Origin of the sequence: Streptomyces sp. NPDC001904, assembly GCF_040297005.1 — a bacterium.
Lineage (GTDB): Bacteria > Actinomycetota > Actinomycetes > Streptomycetales > Streptomycetaceae > Streptomyces.
Window position 1 is genome coordinate 250,662 of record NZ_JBEOYI010000008.1, and the last position, 16,088, is coordinate 266,749.

Sequence of the window (16,088 nt, forward strand, 5' to 3'; positions counted from 1 at the left end):
CCGTCCGACTACCCGAAGCGCACGCCGGCGGCCGGACCGAGACACCACTCCCGCACCGCGGGCCAGGCCCCGTATCCGTCGTCCATCGAGAGATGCCCGCCGCCCGCGATCACCTCGGTGGCGATCCCCAGCGGGCCCCCGTACGCGGCGAGGGCGCCTTCGGGGCAGTACGGGTCGTCGTCGCCCGCGACGAGCCGGGCCTCCCCGAGCTGCCCGGGCCGCAGCGCGGGCGGCGCGAAGTCCGCGATCCGCGGCTCCCCGGCGACGAACGCCGGGGAGGGCGGCGCCACGAGCAGCACCCGCTCCACCGCCCCCTCGGTCACCAGCCCCCGGGCGACGCCGTGCAGCCACAGCAGGCAGCCGAGACTGTGACAGACGACGACGGACGGCTCGCCGAACCTCTCCAGAAGCGACCCCAACTCACGCGTCCAGGATTCGAGTTCGGGATCATCGGGATCGGGAAGCTGCGGGTAGGACACGTCGTGCCCGCGACCGGAGGCCAGCTCGTCGGCCAGCCATCGCTGCCAGTGCCCGGCGGGCCGCCGGTTCTGCCACCCGTGCAGAAGGAGAAAGGCGCTCATGCCGCTGATCCTCACAGCGCCAACTCCCGCGATCCAGTTAATCTTTCGCGATGGAACCGGTAAGCGAGAGCTTCACTGTCGGCGGACCGGCGGCGGGCGACGGCTTCAGCCTCGACCTGCGCCGCCTGGCCGTCCTGCGGGAACTGCGCCGCCGCGGCAGCCTCGCCGCCACGGCCCAGGCCCTGCACCTCACACCGTCCGCGGTCTCCCAGCAGATCGCGGCGCTCTCCCGCGAGACGGGCGCCCCGCTGACCGAACGCGCCGGACGCGGGGTCCGGCTGACCGGCCAGGCCCGCATCCTGCTCGACCACGCCGACCGCATCGCCGCCCAACTGGAGCGCGCACGGAGCGACTTGGCCGCGTACGAGTCCGGGGCGCGCGGCACGGTCACCCTCGGCGCCTTCTCCAGCGCCATCGTCGGACTGCTGCCGGACGCGCTGCGCACCCTGGCCGACCGGCTGCCCGAGGTGGAGATCCGGGTGCGGGAGGCCCAGCCCCCGGATGTCTTCACGGCTCTGGACGCGGGCCGGATCGACGTCGTCGTCGCGGTCGACTTCACGGCGACGCCCCCGCACACCGACCGCCGCTACACCCGCACCGACCTGCTGACCGACGTCCTGGACCTGGCCCTGCCGCCCGGCCACCGCCTCGCCCCGCACGCCCGGGTGAACCTGCGCGACCTTGCCACGGAGCGCTGGATCGTCGGCGACGCGGCGAACTGCTGCGGCGCGGTCACCCGCGCCGTGTGCGCGGCGGCGGGCTTCAGCCCCGACATCCGCCACGAGGTCGACGACTGGTCGGCCGTCGCGGCGCTGGTGGCGGCGGGCGCGGGCGTGGCCCTGATCCCGCGCCTGGTCCAACACGCCTACGCCCCGCACGAGGTGACGCTCCACGCGGCCACCCCGACACCGTCCCGCAACGTGTTCGCGGCCGTACGGGCGGGGGCCGAGCACAATCCGGTGGTGGGCGCGGTGGTGGAGGCCCTGCGGAACCGGCCGTCACCGGAGGACCGATGCTCTCCGGGTGAGGGCCAGGGGCATCTCGGGGGCTTCCCCCATGCCGTGGCGTCTCCCCGCCGCGAATGATCAGGACATGATGAGTCATGGAGGCCGCACCCACAGCCTGCTCGGTCGTTTTCTCGCCCCCGCGGTGTGGGCCGCCGCCGCCCTGGCATCGGGGGCGGCCGTGGCGGCACCCTCGGACACCGACCCCGGGCTGAGCCCGTTCGCACTGACGGTCAGCGACTTCGCGGCGCTCGACCGCGGCGGTCCGATCGAGACCGGCATGGCGGTCCTGGGTGTGATGTCCTTCGTGCTGCTGGCCGTGGCGAGGAGCCGGCTGACGGCCGCGCGCGGCCTGCCGTCCGGGCTGCTGGCGGCCTGGAGCCTGGGCCTGGTGGTCGCGGCTGTGGTGCCGACCGATCCGCTGACCGTGCACCTGAGCGGATCGGCGTACGTGCACCGGTACGCCTCCGTCACGGCGTTCGTCGCCCTGCCGTTGGCCGGACTCCTCCTGGCCCGACGGCTCGACGCCGCCCCCGACGCGCGCCGAACGGCCCGCGGGCTGCGCCTGCTGTCCGTGGCCGCACTCACCGGTGCCGTGGTCATGGCCCTGTCCGCGGGACCGGGCGACCGGGAGCTGATCGGCCTGGTCGAACGCCTGCTGCTGGGCTGCGAAGTCGTCCTCATCGGCGTCTTCGGCCACTACGTGCAGAAGCGGATACGGGCCTCGTAGCCACGGTGCACGCGTGGTCATCGCCGGGTGTCCGGCCCCGGTCCCAGGGCCTCGGAGGCGGGCATACTGCCAATATGGGCACTGATCCGATGGACGGACCGTCCGCCGCGAGGGACGACGCACAGACCCAGGACGCGCGGGGGCAAGTTGCCGCCGAACGACAGCAGCAGGCCGAGGAGCGGGATCACTCCGCCGACGTCCGTGAGGCCGCCGCCGACCGGCGGGAAGCCATCGCCGACGAGCGTGAGGCGGTCGCCGACCGGCGAGAAGCCGCCGCCGACGAACGGGAAGCCGTGGCGGGCGCGTGGCAGCACCAGCTCGCCGCGTGGGAGACGCGTCTGGACATACGGCGTCGCACGGCGGGAGACCCGACCATGAGCGCGCGGGAGCGCTCGTACGAACAGATCGCCCGGTCCCAGGTTCTGCTGGCGGCCAGCCAGGAGCGCCTCGAACGGAGCGAAGCGGCACTGCGTCGCGCGGACGAGACGGATACGCGGGAGCAGGACTCCATCAACCGGGAGATCCGGGCCGCCCTCGCGCAGATGATCCCCCGGGGCCGGGTGCCCCTCCCGGCCCTGGAGGCCCGGGCGGACCGGGTCCGGCAGCAGGTCGCGGCGGCGGTCGAGGCGCTGGCCGAGGCCGAGGACGCCCTGGCCCACGAGCACGAACGATGCGATCGCCCCCAGCAGGCCGCCGAACACCGCCGGCGTGCGGACCGGGCCCGCGCCGCCGCCGCCACGCTGGACACCGACACCCCACCGGCCGCCGACGAGGACGACACCGCCACGCCACGCCTGATCGTCGCGGGTGACGGCCGGCCGCATGACGCACGCCACACTGCCGCGACCGCGCCCCGGACCGGACAACGACGAAGGCCCGGACCGTTCACACGGTCCGGGCCTTCTGCCTGCGGAGGATACGAGATTCGAACTCGTGAGGGGTTGCCCCCAACACGCTTTCCAAGCGTGCGCCCTAGGCCACTAGGCGAATCCTCCGCGGCAAACAATACAAGACGTTTGAGGGTGCTCGCGAACGCCTGCCCCTGGCCCGGAGGGAACTCGTTCCACCGGCCCGGAGCATGTACTCTGGGCGCAGCCCCTCACGTGGCGCTATCTGACTGAACTCCCCCAGGGCCGGAAGGCAGCAAGGGTAGGTCGGCTCTGGCGGGTGCGTGGGGGGCGTTTGCGTTCCCGGGGGTCGTGGGGCGGAGCCGGTTGTCGGTGGGCGCCTATAACCTCGTATGCGTGTCGTCTCTCGCGCTGTACCGCCGCTATCGCCCGGAGTCGTTCGCCGAGGTCATCGGGCAGGAGCATGTCACCGACCCGTTGCAGCAGGCGCTGCGGAACAACCGGGTCAATCACGCGTACCTGTTCTCAGGTCCGCGTGGCTGTGGCAAGACGACCAGCGCGCGCATCCTGGCCCGCTGTCTGAACTGTGAGCAGGGCCCCACCCCGACGCCGTGCGGGGAGTGCCAGTCCTGCCAGGACCTCGCGCGGAACGGGCCGGGCTCGATCGACGTCATCGAGATCGACGCCGCGTCGCACGGTGGTGTGGACGACGCCCGTGACCTGCGCGAGAAGGCGTTCTTCGGCCCGGCGAGCAGCCGCTACAAGATCTACATCATCGACGAGGCCCACATGGTCACCTCGGCGGGGTTCAACGCTCTGCTGAAGGTCGTCGAGGAGCCGCCGGAGCACCTCAAGTTCATCTTCGCCACGACCGAGCCCGAGAAGGTCATCGGGACGATCCGGTCGCGCACCCACCACTACCCGTTCCGGCTGGTGCCGCCGGGGACCCTGCGGGAGTACCTCGGTGAGGTGTGCGGCAAGGAGGACATCCCCGTCGCGGACGGTGTACTTCCGCTCGTCGTGCGGGCCGGTGCGGGTTCCGTACGTGACTCCATGTCCGTCATGGACCAGCTCCTCGCCGGCGCCCGCGAAGAAGGTGTGACGTACGCCATGGCGACCGGCCTGCTCGGCTACACGGAGGCGTCGCTGCTCGACTCCGTCGTCGAGGCCTTCGCCACCGGCGACGGCGCGGCCGCCTTCGAGGTCGTGGACCGGATCATCGAGGGGGGCAACGACCCGCGCCGGTTCGTCTCCGACCTGCTGGAGCGGCTGCGCGACCTGGTGATCCTGGCCGCCGTGCCGGACGCCGCCGAGAAGGGGCTGATCGACGCCCCGGCCGACGTCGTGGAGCGGATGCAGGCGCAGGCGAGCACGTTCGGCGCCGCCGAGCTGAGCCGCGCCGCCGACCTGGTCAACGAGGGCCTGACCGAGATGCGCGGGGCCAACGCCCCACGGCTCCAGCTGGAGCTGATCTGCGCCCGCGTGCTGCTGCCCGCCGCGTACGACGACGAGCGCTCCGTCATGGCCCGCCTCGACCGCATCGAGCGCGGCGGCGTCTTCACCCCGGGCGGGCAGGGGCCCGGTCCGGCGATGGCGTACGTTCCCGGTCCCGATGCCCACGCCGTGCCTCCCGCCGCGCCGGTCGCGCCCGGCGGCGGCCCGGCGGCGGCCCGGGCGGCGGTGCGCGGCGGCGCTCCGGGCGAGCCCCAGGCCCCGGCACCCGCCCCGGTCCAGGCCCCCGTCCAGGCGCAGGCACCCGCTCCGGCTCCGGCACCCGCTCCGGCACCGGCTCCGGCGGCGCCCCCCGCCCCGGCTCCCGAGACCGCGCAGGCTCCGGGCGCCTGGCCCACCGCGGCGCCCGCCGGAGGAGGCCGCAGGCCCGGTGGGTGGCCCACCGCGGCGCCCGCCGGCACCGGGCAGCCGTCCGCGCCCGCCCCTTCGGCGGAGCCGGCCGCCGCGGCCCCCGCGCCCATGGCGGCGGCCCCGGCCGGCGGCCCGGACCCGCGCACCCTCTGGCCGAACATCCTGGAGGCGGTCAAGAACAAGCGCCGCTTCACCTGGATGCTGATCAGCCAGAACGCCCAGGTGACCGGCTTCGACGGCACCACGCTGCAGCTCGGGTTCGTGAACGCGGGCGCTCGTGACCGTTTCGCGAGCAGCGGCGGCGAAGAGGTCCTGAAGGCGGCCCTGGCCGAGCAGTTCCACGTCCAGTGGAAGATCGACGCGGTCGTCGACGCCTCGGGCGGCGGCGCTCCCGCACCCGCCGGTGGCGGTTACGGGGGCGGATACGGCGGCGGTGGCGCGGGTGGTGGCTACACGCCCGCCCCGCCGACCCCGCAGCCCGCCGCCCCCCAGCCGGCCGCACCGTCCTCCACCCCGTCCCCGGCCCCGTCGGCCCCCGCCCCGACGCCGCCTCCGGCCCCGGCCCGCCGTCCGGTCTCGGTGGAGGACGACACCCCGGAGGACGACGACCCGGACCTCGACGAGAACGCCCTGTCGGGCCACGACCTGATCGTCCGCGAACTGGGCGCGACGGTGCTGGACGAATTCGCCAACGAGTAGCCCCGAGCCGCGCAAGCGGCTCTCGGGGGCGCGGGGAACTGCGCGAGAAGCCCCACCTGGCGTCAGCCGACGTACATCCCAGGGGCGCGGGGACTGCGCGAGCAACCCCCACCGCCCGCCGGCCGACGAACCACCGTCCCCTGGAGAAACCCACAAACCCTGCCCCACCCCACCGTGGGACGCCCCTACAAGACACTCCGGCCCCGCCGGATAGGCTGACGGCGTGAAGGTCCTCGTCATCGGCAGCGGCGCCCGCGAACACGCCCTGTGCCGCTCAATGTCCCTCGACCCCGACGTCTCCGCCCTGCACTGCGCCCCCGGCAACGCAGGCATCGCCGAGGTCGCCGAGTTGCACGCGGTCGACGCCCTCGACGGTGCGGCGGTCGCCGCCCTCGCCAAGAGTCTGGAGGCCGACCTCGTCGTCGTAGGCCCCGAAGCCCCCCTGGTGGCCGGTGTCGCCGACGCCGTGCGGGCCGCCGGCATCCCGGTCTTCGGACCGTCCGGCGAGGCCGCCCAGCTGGAGGGCTCCAAGGCGTTCGCCAAGGACGTCATGGCCGGCGCGGGCGTGCCCACCGCTCGTTCGTACGTGTGCACGACCCCGGCCGAGGTCGACGTGGCGCTGGACGCGTTCGGCGCCCCGTACGTCGTGAAGGACGACGGCCTCGCGGCGGGCAAGGGCGTCGTCGTGACCGACGACGTCGACGCGGCGCGCGCCCACGCGAACGCCTGCGAGCGCGTCGTCATCGAGGAGTTCCTCGACGGCCCCGAGGTCTCGCTCTTCGCGATCACCGACGGCGAGACGGTCGTCCCGCTCCAGCCCGCCCAGGACTTCAAGCGCGCCCTGGACGGCGACGCGGGTCCGAACACCGGCGGCATGGGCGCCTACTCGCCGCTGCCGTGGGCCGACCCGAAGCTGGTGCAGGAGGTGCTCGACACCGTCCTCCAGCCGACCGTGGACGAGATGAAGCGGCGCGGCACGCCCTTCTCCGGTCTGCTCTACGCCGGTCTCGCCATCACCGGCCGGGGCATCCGCGTCATCGAGTTCAACGCCCGCTTCGGCGACCCGGAGACCCAGGTCGTCCTGGCCCGCCTGGCGACCCCGCTGACCGGCGTCCTGCTCGCGGCGGCGAACGGCACCCTCGCCGACCTGGAGCCGCTGCGCTGGAGCGACGACGCGGCCGTCACCGTCGTCATCGCCTCGCACAACTACCCCGGCACCCCGCGCACCGGCGACCCGATCACCGGGCTCGACGAGGTGGCCGCGCAGGATGCCCCGTCCGCGTACGTCCTGCACGCCGGGACCAAGCGCGACGGCGAGAACGGCGCGGTCCTGAGCGCGGGCGGCCGTGTGCTGTCCGTCACAGCGACGGGCGGCGATCTCACGCAGGCCCGCGAGCGCGCGTACGCCGCCGTGTCCCGCATCGGCCTCGACGGCTCCCAGCACCGCACGGACATCGCCGCGAAGGCGGCGGCCGAGAGCTGACCGGATCAGCCGGAGAACATGTCGCCGGGCGGGAGTCACCCTCTCCCGCCCGGCGCCTTCATGTCAGCCACCTTTGCCCAAAGCCATTCCATCGAGTGACCGCTCGCCCATCCGGCTGACGACGCACCGGAGCCCAACTAAGGTGCGGCGCACGGAGTTCCGGCACCCGTGCGGCCCGGAGAGAACCAGACGGACCACCGGCATTGCGATGTCAGTGACGGGTGCCACAGTGGGGGAGTGAGCAACGCCACCAGTGTTCTGCCGCGGGCCTCGGCCCCCGGCCGGACAAAAGGCAGAGGCAGCAGGGGGTGACATCGGTCGTGTCCGGTATGGGTGCGGAGATGGGTGCGCGCGCGGCGCGCTCCCGGGCTCTCGCCGTGCTGCGCATCCGCGGCAGGGCGACGGCGCTCGCCCTGCTGCCCGCGGCCGCCTCCGTGGTGCTGCTCGCGGGCGGCGCCACCGGGCATCTGACGGGCGGGAGTTGGGACGTCGCGCGGATCGTGGTCTCCGCGGTCGCGGTGGTCGTGCTGCTCGCCGCGGCGGGCGTCGCACTCGTCGTCGCGCGGGCCCGTCCGGCGGTCAGCCCGACCGTTCCGATCGCCGAGCACACCGCCCCCGATCTGTACCGGCTGGTGCGCGACCTGGCCGACCGGCTCGACGTCCCGGCACCGTCGGCGATAGCGCTCACCCCGGACTGCGACAGCTGGCTGGAGGACCGCACGCACCCGGCGCACGGCCCGCCCCGCGGCCGCCGCGAGACCTCGGCGGACACGGCGCAGGGGGCCGCACCCGTCGCCCCCGTGCTGGTCATCGGCTCCCCGTTCCTGTGGTGGATGCGGGTGGCCGAGCTCCGTGCCGTCCTCGCCCCGGTCGTCGCCGGTACGGGCCCCTCCGCGCACCCCGACATAGCCGCCGCCCGGCGCTTCGTGCGCGGCCTGGACGCCGCCGTGGCGGTCGCCGCCGCCCCCGACCGCGGGCCGCTCGCCCGGAGCGTCCTGGGCGTCGTCGGCTGGGTCGCCCGGCAGATGCTGAGCGGCTGCCGGATCCACGCCGCCGAGATGGAGCGCGGGGTCGCCGCGGCCGCCGCCGAGCGTGCCCAGACGGTGGACTACGGCCTGCGGATCGTCGCCCAGGAGCAGGTCGGCCTCGCGTACGCGGGCTGGGACCGCCTCCTCACCCGGGTCGCGCTGCCCGCCTGGCGGATGGGCCGCTGGCCGTCCCGGCTGGACGCGGGCGTGGTCGCCGCCCTCACCGAGCTCTCCCGCCGCGACCGCCTCGCCGCGCAGAACGGGACCTTCGCGTCCCGGCTCGGCGAGCGCCCCGCCTGCGACCTGCTGGAGGAGCCCGGCACCGTCGACGAGGCGGCCTCGCTGCTCGCCGCCCGCCTCTTCCACGGCGGCCCCGCCGAGTCCGGCCCGGACTGGGCACCGGTGGACTGGCAGGAGTACCCGGACGAGGTCGTGGACCGCAAGTGGCGCACCGACGCGGCCCGCCTGCACCGGGTCCTCGACACCCTCGGCGTGGAGTCCGGGACCGCCCCCGCCGCGGCCCCCGAGGGCCCGACCCTGGCCCGCGTCCTCGACCACCTGGCGACGCCCGCGGATGCCTCGGACACCTCTTCCGGCACCACGGGCGCAGGCCCGGAACCGGCGGACACCCGTTCCGAGGCCCTGACCACCGACCAGGACCCCGACCCCGACCCCGGCCCCGATCCCGAAGAGGACCCCGACCAGGACCCCGACCGGGATCTCGGTCTCCCCAGGGACCTCGGTCTCGACCTGGACCCGGACTTCGACCCCGCCCCCCGCCCCGAGGTGGACACCCTCTCGGCGGGACTCACCGCAGAGCTGGCCCGCGAGGAGCAGGAGCGCCCGGCCCCGCCGGTCACCGCGGCGGGACAGGGCCCGGACGGCGCGCTGTGGGACGAGGGCGCCCTGCCGCTCTTCCCGCTCCAGCCCCCGCGCTCCGGCCGCGAGCTGCTGGCGGACCACGTCACCGCGATGGTCTGCTGCGCCGCCGTGGACACCGCCGGCGCGACCCCCGGCCTGGACTGGCTCGACGGCCCCTCGCTGCTCGTCGGCGGCGAGCGGGCGGCCGACCTCGCGCCGCGGGTGCTGAGCCTGGTGGAGGACGGCGACCCGGAGCCGCTGAAGGGCTGGCTGACCCGGCTGGGCATCCGGCCGGAGAAACCCGTACGTCTGGTATGACCCCATGCGTGCCGAAGCGCGCCCCGGAGGGAATCGTTCCTGTCCCGTCAATTCACGACGAACGGTGACGGACCGCGTGCGTAATGTGATGTGCTGGGACCGGTCGCGGACACAACAGGCGGACGTTCCAGACAGCTTGGAGAAGGACGCGACGAGTGGGCGTGCCAGACGGGCGCGCCGAGCGGACCCGACATCCGCGCTCGGCTCGGGGGAGCGAGGGAGGGGAAGACATATGGCGCTGGGTCCGGACAGGGCGGAGCACCCCGAGGAGCAGGCCGCACGGGACGCCGCACCGCCCCCGCGCCCCCGTACCCGCCGCTGGGAGTCCGGCGCGATGGCGCACGCCGTCAGCGACCCCTTCGGCCAGGGCCCGCTGCCCTGGCTGCGCGGCAGCGAGACCTACTTCGACGACACCGGCCAGGTCGTCCCCTGGTACGTCGATCCGGGCCACGCGGGGCAGCCCGGCTCCACGAACACCGCGGCCATCCCCAGCCCCCGTACCGGCGGCCCCCGGACCGCCGACGACGTGCACCGCCAGATCAAGGGCTTCACCTCCACCGGCGCGGCCGCGCCCGGCGAGGCGATCGACTTCCACATCACGGTCGACCCGCCCCAGCAGTTCAGCGTGGACATCTACCGGATCGGCCACTACGGCGGCGACGGCGCCTCCAAGATCACCACGAGTCCCCGGCTCTCCGGCATCGTCCAGCCCGCGCCCCTCTCGGTGGACCGCACGGTCTCCTGCCACCACTGGTGGCAGTCCTGGCGGCTGCAGATCCCGTCGTTCTGGAACGTGGGGGCGTACGTGGCGGTCCTGACGACCGTCGGGGGCCACCGCTCGCACGTCCCCTTCACGGTGCGGGACAACCGCCCCGCGGATCTGCTCCTGCTGCTGCCCGACATCACCTGGCAGGCGTACAACCTGTACCCGGAGGACGGCCACACCGGCGCCAGCCTCTACCACGCGTGGGACGAGGAGGGCCGGCTGCTCGGCGAGAGCGAGGCCGCGGTCACGGTCTCCTTCGACCGCCCGTACGCGGGCGCGGGCCTGCCGCTGCACGTCGGCCACGCCTACGACTTCATCCGCTGGGCGGAGCGCTACGGCTACGACCTGGCGTACGCGGACGCCCGCGATCTGCACGCGGGCCGGGTCGACCCGACGCGCTACCGCGGCCTGGTCTTCCCCGGCCATGACGAGTACTGGTCGGCGAGTATGCGGCGTACCACCGAGCTGGCCCGCGAGCACGGCACGTCCCTGGTCTTCCTGTCGGCCAACACCATGTACTGGCAGGTCGAGTTGGGTCCGTCCGCCTCCGGCGTCCCGGACCGCCTGCTGACCTGCCGCAAGCGCCGCGGCCCCGGCAAGCCGACGCTGTGGCGCGAGATCGACCGGCCCGAGCAGCAGCTCATGGGCATCCAGTACGCGGGCCGGGTCCCCGAGCCGCACCCGCTGGTCGTGCGGAACGCGGACCACTGGCTGTGGGAGGCGACGGGCGCGCACGAGGGCGACGAGATCGAGGGCCTGGTGGCCGGCGAGGCCGACCGCTACTTCCCGCGCACCGCCCTGCCCGACCACGAGGACCGGATCCTGCTGGCGCACTCCCCCTACCGGGACGGCGACAAGGTCCGCAGGCACCAGGAGACCTCGCTGTACCGGGCGCCGTCCGGGGCGCTGGTCTTCGCGTCCGGGACGTTCGCCTGGTCCCCGGCCCTGGACCGGCCCGGGCACGTCGACCCGCGGATCCAGAGAGCGACGGCCAACCTCCTGGACCGCATCTGCAAACGGGACTGAGAACGGACCCCCGAGCCGGACCCCTGGCCAAGGCCCGCCTCTTCGTACGGGAGAATCAACACCACTCGTACAGAACCACGGGGAGGAACCGTGTCCGGATTCGTCGAAAAGCCCGAGCCGCTTCAGGTGCCGGGCCTGGTGCATCTCCACACCGGCAAGGTGCGGGACCTGTACCGCAACGAGGCGGGCGACCTCGTGATGGTCGCCACCGACCGCATGTCCGCCTACGACTGGGTGCTGCCCAGCCCCATCCCCGACAAGGGCAAGGTGCTCACCCAGCTCTCGCTGTGGTGGTTCGACCAGCTCAAGGACCTGATCCCGAACCACGTGCTCTCCACCGAGCTGCCCGCGGGCGCCCCCGCCGACTGGGCGGGCCGCACCCTCGTCTGCAAGAGCCTGGACATGGTCCCGGTCGAGGCGGTCGCCCGCGGCTACCTCACCGGCTCGGGCCTGGTGGAGTACAACGCCTCGCGCACGGTCTGCGGCCTCGCCCTCCCCGACGGCCTGGAGGACGGCTCGGAGCTGCCCGCCCCGATCTTCACGCCCGCCACCAAGGCCGAGGTCGGCGAGCACGACGAGAACGTGAGTTACGAGGAAGTGGCCCGCCAGGTCGGCGCGGAGACCGCCGCCCAGCTGCGCCAGGCGACCCTCGCCGTGTACAGCCGGGCCCGGGACATCGCGCGCGAGCGCGGCATCATCCTGGCGGACACCAAGTTCGAGTTCGGCTTCGACAAGGACGGCACGCTGATCCTCGCCGACGAGGTGCTCACGCCGGACTCGTCGCGCTTCTGGCCGGCCGACCAGTGGCAGCCGGGCCGCGCCCAGCCCAGCTACGACAAGCAGTTCGTACGGGACTGGCTGACGTCGGACGCGTCCGGCTGGGACCGCAAGAGCGAGACCCCGCCGCCGGCCCTCCCCGAGGAGGTCGTCACCGCGACGCGCGCCAAGTACATCGAGGCGTTCGAGCTGCTGACCGGGACGCCCTGGAGCCTGTGACGAAAGAACCCCGGTCCGAGAGGACCGGGGTTCTTTTCCGGAGCGAACGACGAGGTTCGAACTCGCGACCTCAACCTTGGCAAGGTTGCGCTCTACCAACTGAGCTACGTTCGCAAAGCGCCGCTTTCGCGGTGCTCCGTGCGCCGAAGCGCGACGCCAACTATACCCAACCCCGCTCGCGCGCGAGACGCACGGCCGCGTGCCGGTTCTCCACCCCCAGCTTCGAGACGGCCGACGACAGGTAGTTGCGGACCGTCCCCGGGGACAGGGCGGCACGCTCGGCGATCTCCGCGACCGGCGCCCCGTCCGCCGCCAGCTCCAGCACCTCGGCCTCCCGCGCGGTCAGCGGGGAGTCGCCGGAGGCGATCGCGTCGGCGGCCAACTCCGGGTCCACATAGCGGTTTCCGGCGTGCACGGTCCGGATGATCTCGGCGAGCCGCTGGGCGCTCACCGTCTTCGGCACGAAGCCGCGCACCCCGGCGGCGAGCGCCCGCTTGAGGTGCCCGGGGCGCCCGTGACTGGTGACGATCATGGTCCGGCAGCCGGGCAGCTCCGCCCTGATCGATGTGGCCACCCTCACACCGTCGGCGCCCGGCATCTGCAGGTCGAGCACGGCGACGTCCGGCCGGTGCGCCCGCGCCATGGCCAGCGCCTCGGGCCCGGTGGCGGCCTCGGCGACCACCACCAGATCGTCCTCGAGGGCGAGGAGGGCGGCCAGCGCCCCGCGGATGAGGTGCTCGTCGTCGGCGAGCAGGACCCGTACGGTCATCGGGCGCTCTCCTGTTCCCGGCGCACCGGGGCGGTTCCGGCCCCGGGCAGCGGTACGCGCGCCCGCACCAGGAACACCCCCTTGCGGACCGGCCCGGCGTCCAACTCCCCGTCCAGCACGGCGAGCCGCTCCCGCAGCCCGGCGAGCCCGGACCCGGAACCGGTCTCCGCTCCGTCGCCCGCTCCGTCGTTCTCCACGGTCAGCACCACGTCCTCCGTCCCGGTCTCCAGCTCCACCCGGCAGCTCTTCGCGTCTCCGTGCCGCAGCACATTGGTCGTCGCCTCCCGCACCACCCAGCCGAGCGCCGCCTGCACCTCGTCGGGCAGCCCGGCCGGCGAGCCGGTCACCGTGCAGGTGACCCCGGCGGCGTCCAGCACTCCTTGCGCACCGGCCAGTTCGACCGTGAGATCGGCCTCGCGATATCCCCGTACGACATCGCGCACCTCCTTCTGCGACTCCTGCGCGATGCGCTGCACCTCGACCATCTGCGCGACGGCCGCCTCGGTCCGGCCGCGCCGGGCGAGCTGGACGGCGAGCTCGCTCTTGAGGGCGACGACGGCGAGATTGCGGCCCATGACGTCGTGCAGATCACGGCCGAAGCGCAGCCGCTCCTCGGCGACGGCGAGCAGTGCCTTGGTCTCGCGGGCCTTCTCGGACTCCCACATGACGGAGAGGTTCCAGGCGCTGCACCGGTAGGAGCCGAGCGCGAGCGCGGCGCCCAGCGCGAGGACCGCGCCCTCGGCGAACAGGCTCGTCGAGGCGTGCCCGAGGGCCGCGCTGACCGCGATGACGACCGCGATGACCACGGCCGACTCCCGGACGAACCGGCGGACCGGCACCATCAGCGAGTACGCCCCGCCGAAGGGCATCGGTGCGAACAGCAGCGGCATCGCGATCAGCCCGCTCCGGTTGCTGCCGGTGGCCACGATGGCCGCGATCAACGCGAACGCGACGACGGTGAGGGCCCCGGCGGTGACCGTCAGGGCCCGGGGCACCTTCCCGCGCCCGAGGTACTGGTCGAGGGCGAGGCCGGTGTGCCGGCCGGCGACCAGGCACTGCGCGATGTTCACCACGACAAGCGCGATCCCGAGGGCGAACGCCGTGGACTCGCCGCGCAGACTCCCGGCGAGGCCGCTGCCCGACCAGGCGAGCAGGAACAACCAGTTCACCGCCGCCAGCGTGAAGCGGCTCTGCCACTCCACCCGCTCGATCTTGCTGCGGTCCCGCCACCGAACCCGCGCCACCGAAGATCCTCCCGCCGTCAGCGCCGCGGTTCCCACCGGAACCGCTTCTGGACAGCAAACACCGCGATCCCGATCCAGGCCACCGCCAGCACGATCGCCTTCAGGGACTCCCCGCCGGACAGGGTGCCGCTCCAGCCGCCGCGCACCAGCGTCAGCGCCGACGTCAGCGGCAGGAACTCGCACACCGCCGCCAGCCGGTCCGGCAGCACCTCCAGCGGCACGACGCCGCCGGAGCCGAGCATCGAGACGAGCAGCATCGGCATCGCGGCGACCTGTGCGCTCTCCACGCTGCGGCTGAACACCGTGGTGAGGGCGGCGAGCGCGACGCACAGGGGGATGCCCAGCAGGACGCCGAGCAGCACCAGTTGGGGCGCGTCGGGGGTCCCCGCGTCGAGCAGCGCCGTGCACACGGCGGCCACCGTGACGCACTGGACGAGCCCGATCACCACGGAGGGCACCGCGGCTCCGGCGAGGATCTCCAGATCGCGCAGCTCTCCGGTGCGCAGGCGCTTGAGGACGAGTTCCTCGCGCCGCGACGCGTAGACGCTCACCAGTGAGCTGTACACGGCGAAGAGCAGGGAGAACGCGATCGCCGAGGAGATCATGACGGTGCCGAGGTTGAGCCCGACGTCCTTCAGGTCGCTCTTGTCGACCGACCGGGAGACGCTGACGGGCAGTACGAGCGGCACGAACACCGCAGTGAACAGCAAGCCCTTGCTGCGTCCGATGAGGGTGAACTCGGCCCGCGCGAGCGAGGCGAGCCGCCCCGCGGAGGTCGTCGTCGCCACTGTGCTCATGCCGCCATCTCCTTCTCCGGGGCCGGTTCCGTGCCGTCCTTCGCGTCCCGCGCGATCCGCAGGAACGCCTCTTCGAGCGAGGCGCCGCGGACGTCGAGCCGCCGCAGTTCGATTCCCGCGTCCCGGGCCCAGAGCAGCAGCCCGGTCGCGGCGCGCTGGAGTTCGTCGGTGCGCAGCCGGACGAGCCGGCCCTCGGTCTCGTGTCCGCTGATCCCGAGCGGGGCGAGCGGCGGCAGGTCGCCGATGAGATATCCCTCGGGCAGTTCGAAGGAGATGTGCGAGGGCTGGGCGGCGACGACCTCGTCGACGCGGCCCTCGGCGGCGATCCGCCCCTCGTGCAGGATCGCCAGCCGGTCGGCCAGGTCCTCGGCCTCTTCGAGGTAGTGCGTGGTCAGCAGCACGGTGGTGCCCTCGGCGCGCAGCCGGCGCACCAGGTTCCAGGTCTCCCGGCGGCCCTCGGCGTCGAGCCCGGTGGTGGGTTCGTCGAGGAAGAGCACCTCGGGACGGCCGAGCAGGGCGAGCGCCAGGTCCAGGCGCCGCTTCTCGCCGCCCGACAGCTGCTTGACCCGGACCTTGCCGCGTCCGCCGAGCCCGACCATCTCCAGGGCCTCGCCGACGGGCCGTGCCCCGCTGGTGCACCCGGCCCACATGCGGACCGTCTCGATGACGCTCAGCTCGGAGGGGAAGCCGCCCTCCTGGAGCATCACGCCGATCCGCGGCCGCACCCGGTCGCGTTCGGTGTGCGGGTCGTGGCCGAGGATCCGTACCTGCCCGCCGGCCGGGGCCGCGAGCCCTTCGAGGAGCTCGACGGTGGAGGTCTTGCCCGCGCCGTTGGTGCCGAGGAGGGCGAAGAGTTCGCCGCGGCCCACGGAGAAACTCACTCCGCGCACCGCCTCGAAGGACCCCCGCTTGTCCCCGTACACGCGGCGCAGATCAGTGACGTCGATCACGCGCTCGTTGTTGGTCATGCTTCAAGCCTTCCGCCGGCCGGGGCCGGGCGGCAGTGCGCGCTGTCATCGACGTCCATGACAAATGTCAGATGCCACCGGGCGGCCGGGTGCCGGATACGCCGAAG

At 73.7% G+C, this 16,088-nt stretch carries 13 protein-coding genes, 2 tRNA genes and 1 other RNA gene; 8 read left to right on the forward strand and 8 right to left on the reverse strand.

Annotation, left to right across the window (positions count from 1 at the left end):
- Window positions 1–8: 8 nt before the first annotated feature.
- On the reverse strand, window positions 9–581 hold the full coding sequence (locus ABT127_RS16190; RefSeq protein ID WP_351449653.1) for an RBBP9/YdeN family alpha/beta hydrolase: 573 nt from the start codon (window positions 579–581) through the stop codon (window positions 9–11).
- Window positions 582–631: 50 nt separating this feature from the next.
- On the opposite strand from ABT127_RS16190, the gene ABT127_RS16195 reads away from it, so the two are divergent.
- Together ABT127_RS16195 and ABT127_RS16200 are read left to right on the forward strand one after the other, a co-directional pair.
- A complete protein-coding gene (locus tag ABT127_RS16195) occupies window positions 632–1,666 on the forward strand; it encodes a LysR family transcriptional regulator (RefSeq protein ID WP_351449656.1) in 1,035 nt (344 codons plus the stop codon).
- 7 nt (window positions 1,667–1,673) lie between these two features.
- Window positions 1,674–2,315: a DUF998 domain-containing protein gene (locus tag ABT127_RS16200; RefSeq protein ID WP_351449658.1), complete on the forward strand. Its 642-nt coding sequence runs from the start codon at window positions 1,674–1,676 to the stop codon at window positions 2,313–2,315.
- A 17-nt stretch (window positions 2,316–2,332) separates the two neighbouring features.
- Here ABT127_RS16200 and ABT127_RS16205 read toward each other — a convergent pair whose 3' ends face one another.
- Window positions 2,333–3,139, reverse strand: coding sequence for a hypothetical protein (locus ABT127_RS16205; protein WP_351449660.1), 807 nt, complete (start codon window positions 3,137–3,139; stop codon window positions 2,333–2,335).
- An 86-nt stretch (window positions 3,140–3,225) separates the two neighbouring features.
- Window positions 3,226–3,310: transfer RNA gene (locus ABT127_RS16210), tRNA-Ser, on the reverse strand.
- 95 nt (window positions 3,311–3,405) lie between these two features.
- Between ABT127_RS16210 and ffs the strand changes: the two genes are divergently transcribed.
- From ffs to ABT127_RS16240, 6 genes are all read left to right on the forward strand, one after another.
- An RNA gene (gene ffs / locus ABT127_RS16215) (signal recognition particle sRNA small type) lies at window positions 3,406–3,504 on the forward strand.
- Between the two features lie 55 nt (window positions 3,505–3,559).
- The gene (locus tag ABT127_RS16220) at window positions 3,560–5,725 is read left to right on the forward strand and encodes a DNA polymerase III subunit gamma and tau (protein WP_351449663.1); all 2,166 of its coding nucleotides are present in this window, start codon (window positions 3,560–3,562) and stop codon (window positions 5,723–5,725) included.
- A gap of 223 nt (window positions 5,726–5,948) precedes the next feature.
- Window positions 5,949–7,208: a phosphoribosylamine--glycine ligase gene (gene purD, locus ABT127_RS16225; RefSeq protein WP_351449665.1), complete on the forward strand. Its 1,260-nt coding sequence runs from the start codon at window positions 5,949–5,951 to the stop codon at window positions 7,206–7,208.
- A 329-nt stretch (window positions 7,209–7,537) separates the two neighbouring features.
- Window positions 7,538–9,415, forward strand: a complete 1,878-nt coding sequence (locus ABT127_RS16230) for a M48 family metalloprotease (protein ID WP_351449892.1) — start codon at window positions 7,538–7,540, stop codon at window positions 9,413–9,415.
- 334 nt (window positions 9,416–9,749) lie between these two features.
- The gene (locus ABT127_RS16235) at window positions 9,750–11,207 is read left to right on the forward strand and encodes a N,N-dimethylformamidase beta subunit family domain-containing protein (protein WP_351449895.1); all 1,458 of its coding nucleotides are present in this window, start codon (window positions 9,750–9,752) and stop codon (window positions 11,205–11,207) included.
- 90 nt (window positions 11,208–11,297) lie between these two features.
- Window positions 11,298–12,203: a phosphoribosylaminoimidazolesuccinocarboxamide synthase gene (locus tag ABT127_RS16240; protein WP_351449668.1), complete on the forward strand. Its 906-nt coding sequence runs from the start codon at window positions 11,298–11,300 to the stop codon at window positions 12,201–12,203.
- Window positions 12,204–12,244: 41 nt separating this feature from the next.
- Here the strand turns inward: ABT127_RS16240 and ABT127_RS16245 are convergent.
- From ABT127_RS16245 to ABT127_RS16265, 5 genes are all read right to left on the reverse strand, one after another.
- Window positions 12,245–12,317 (reverse strand) — tRNA-Gly (locus ABT127_RS16245).
- A gap of 46 nt (window positions 12,318–12,363) precedes the next feature.
- Window positions 12,364–12,972 carry a response regulator gene (locus tag ABT127_RS16250; protein ID WP_351449671.1) on the reverse strand — a complete coding sequence of 203 codons (609 nt, stop codon included), beginning with the start codon at window positions 12,970–12,972 and terminating at the stop codon, window positions 12,364–12,366.
- The gene (locus tag ABT127_RS16255) at window positions 12,969–14,216 is read right to left on the reverse strand and encodes a sensor histidine kinase (RefSeq protein WP_351449673.1); all 1,248 of its coding nucleotides are present in this window, start codon (window positions 14,214–14,216) and stop codon (window positions 12,969–12,971) included. The genes ABT127_RS16250 and ABT127_RS16255 overlap by 4 nt, the downstream gene beginning before the upstream one ends.
- A gap of 17 nt (window positions 14,217–14,233) precedes the next feature.
- Complete coding sequence (locus ABT127_RS16260; protein ID WP_351449676.1) at window positions 14,234–15,013, reverse strand: ABC transporter permease; 780 nt, start codon at window positions 15,011–15,013, stop codon at window positions 14,234–14,236.
- Window positions 15,010–15,981: an ATP-binding cassette domain-containing protein gene (locus tag ABT127_RS16265; RefSeq protein WP_351449679.1), complete on the reverse strand. Its 972-nt coding sequence runs from the start codon at window positions 15,979–15,981 to the stop codon at window positions 15,010–15,012. The genes ABT127_RS16260 and ABT127_RS16265 overlap by 4 nt, the downstream gene beginning before the upstream one ends.
- Window positions 15,982–16,088: the final 107 nt, after the last annotated feature.

Coding starts and splice junctions, on each gene's coding strand:
- ABT127_RS16190 (WP_351449653.1), bottom strand. CDS start 581: ATGAGCGCCTTTCTCCTTCTGCACGGGTGGCAGAACCGGCGGCCCGCC.
- ABT127_RS16195 (WP_351449656.1), top strand. CDS start 632: ATGGAACCGGTAAGCGAGAGCTTCACTGTCGGCGGACCGGCGGCGGGC.
- ABT127_RS16200 (WP_351449658.1), top strand. CDS start 1,674: ATGATGAGTCATGGAGGCCGCACCCACAGCCTGCTCGGTCGTTTTCTC.
- ABT127_RS16205 (WP_351449660.1), bottom strand. CDS start 3,139: ATGCGGCCGGCCGTCACCCGCGACGATCAGGCGTGGCGTGGCGGTGTC.
- ABT127_RS16230 (WP_351449892.1), top strand. CDS start 7,538: ATGGGTGCGGAGATGGGTGCGCGCGCGGCGCGCTCCCGGGCTCTCGCC.
- ABT127_RS16235 (WP_351449895.1), top strand. CDS start 9,750: ATGGCGCACGCCGTCAGCGACCCCTTCGGCCAGGGCCCGCTGCCCTGG.
- ABT127_RS16250 (WP_351449671.1), bottom strand. CDS start 12,972: ATGACCGTACGGGTCCTGCTCGCCGACGACGAGCACCTCATCCGCGGG.
- ABT127_RS16260 (WP_351449676.1), bottom strand. CDS start 15,013: ATGAGCACAGTGGCGACGACGACCTCCGCGGGGCGGCTCGCCTCGCTC.
- ABT127_RS16265 (WP_351449679.1), bottom strand. CDS start 15,981: ATGACCAACAACGAGCGCGTGATCGACGTCACTGATCTGCGCCGCGTG.